2 protein-coding genes and 1 pseudogene are annotated in these 2,216 nt (G+C 31.0%); 2 read left to right on the forward strand and 1 reads right to left on the reverse strand.

The window, feature by feature from the left end:
* Positions 1–154 precede the first annotated feature (154 nt).
* A pseudogene (locus P3R27_RS15220) lies at positions 155–349 on the forward strand (recombinase family protein); the annotation flags it as partial.
* Between the two features lie 566 nt (positions 350–915).
* Here the strand turns inward: P3R27_RS15220 and P3R27_RS14150 are convergent.
* A complete protein-coding gene (locus tag P3R27_RS14150) occupies positions 916–1,455 on the reverse strand; it encodes a hypothetical protein (RefSeq protein ID WP_301390175.1) in 540 nt (179 codons plus the stop codon).
* A 487-nt stretch (positions 1,456–1,942) separates the two neighbouring features.
* Between P3R27_RS14150 and P3R27_RS14155 the strand changes: the two genes are divergently transcribed.
* The coding region (locus P3R27_RS14155) for an EF2685/EF0750 family sortase-dependent surface protein (protein ID WP_301357575.1) at positions 1,943–2,216 on the forward strand (274 nt) is incomplete at its 3' end.

A 2,216-nucleotide genomic window follows, 5' to 3' on the forward strand; every position in this document is an offset into this window, starting at 1 on the left:
AAAAAACTCACAACGTACTAGAAACTCTTGTAGAAAATTTAGTCCCTGGTAAGTAGCAGTTGTGCAATCAGGTTGTGATAGATTAAAGAAGTCAGGACTACGTTCGCGCAGTCCTGACTTCTTTTTGCATAGTTTCTTATACTATTTGGGGTACATGGAAGATTTGATTTCAATCGTCAATCAATAACATATTACGATGGATAAATTAACTTCTACAGGACAACTTATGTTCTAATTATTTGTGGCGTTTGCCGAGTTTGAACAGAGTTTAATCTTGGAACGCTCTGTAGCAGAAAGAGTGGTTGCTTGTGCAAGAGGCCGATTTAGTGGTCGTCAGGAAAAATTGACTTTTAATGCTGAAAACTTTGGCCATTTAAAAAGAAAAGTGACAAATATTACACTAGTGTCTATTTAGGATAAGATTAAAAAGAGCATAACTGTCCTACCGTTTCTTTCCAAAAATCTTAGTGGAAGAAAATTTAAATGAATATATGTTATAGTTAAAAGGACTAAATATTGAAAATGAGATAATACTTAGTGTGGGACGATCGGTAAAAAAACAATACGTTGTGCTAATTAGGACTTTGCCTTTTATTTTAAGGTAGTAACCTTTTAATATTGATTGGGTAAAATATTAGCAAATAAGCATAAATTTGCAGAAATATTTTCCAAAAGCAAGGTTTCGTACTTACGAAATAAGGAGTTGACTGTGATTAACAACTTCTTTTGTGTATAGTTTAAGACTTTAAGATAAATGAAATCTGTTTATATAATATGTGCGTTTAAAAAAAAGAGTATTTAGAAAAGGAACATCTTCTAAATACTCTTTTTGAGTTTTTTAGTCTAGAAATAATCTAAAAATTAAAAAAGCAAGACTAGATAAAAATAGCTTTATGATAAATGCTCTCCTTTAATTCAAACAAAAATCCAGTTTCTTGGAATAGTACCTGAACCGATAGTGATATAATTATTATAAATTCCCAAGGACTGTCCTGTAGATAGATCTGTCACTCTGAAGGTATCATAATGTAAATTATTTGTAGGTGGCAGCTTCGATACAGAAAACTCTCTAGCGTTCTCCTTTATATCTAAATAAACATATCCTCTATTAGAAATATTAAAGTATAATCTGTTATTATTTCCTTTTGATTGTAACACTCGAATGTATACTCCTCGAGGTGATTTTTCAAAAACGATTTGATCATACCATTGTTCTCTCTGCTCTTGCATTGTTGGATAATACCAACCAGCATATCTTGTCTGATTTAAGAATAGCATAGAGTGATAATCATTATTCGTGTTAACAGACGCCATAATACGTGGATTATTGATTGGGATATCTGCGATCAAATTTGTGTTTTCAGTCAGTATTTCGCTTGCTTGAATTTTTGGTCCTAATAGACCTAATGATAAGAAACTTAACAGACAAACAAGTGAGAAAACTAGTTTTTTCATGATTCTGCCTCCTTTTATTATGTTATTCAATTTTATTATAACACGATAAAGAATGCGTTTTCAATAACTTTTTTTAGTTGATAATTATATTTCTTTTGAATCAAATAATAATTAGTTAGCTGAATTTACTTAGACTTGCTAAGGAAACTGATAGAAGATAGTAAAATTTCTACAAAATAATGAGTGAATATAATAGATATAAAAGATAAAAACAATTTTTTCACTACCATATGAAAAAATTGTTTTTTTTTTAAAGATTCAATATGTTATTATTGCTAAAGTAAGAAATGTCCTTATAGGATTATTCTTGCATGTTTATTCTCGAAAACCTTCGTTTTTAAGAATGATAATACGTTATTTATCTTCTTTAGTAGGAAAGCTAATTTAATCACTTTTTCAAGACATCTGATGTGTTCGGATGTCTTTTTTTTGTCGTCTCCTTAAAAACGAAGATTTTTGAGACATCTAAGAATATAGGGGGAGGGATATGAAACACACAAAAAAATACATACTCATTATAGGTATGTTGTTGATTCAAGTATATGCACCATTAGTTGTTTATGGGACAGAAGTACGCTCTGTTGAAACTGAAGGGAAAATTGGTTTTACTGGCGTCTATGAAACACCAGGAACACCAGAGCCAGCACCCGAAGTTGAGGTAAAACCAATCTTCCCCAAAGAAATCGCTCAAACACCATCAGAAGTGACAAAGAGCGAGCATAACAAATTACCACAAACGAACGAGAGTCAGATGAATATTT

Origin of the sequence: Enterococcus spodopteracolus (genome assembly GCF_030441955.1) — a bacterium.
In the GTDB taxonomy this organism is placed as follows: domain Bacteria; phylum Bacillota; class Bacilli; order Lactobacillales; family Enterococcaceae; genus Enterococcus_B; species Enterococcus_B spodopteracolus.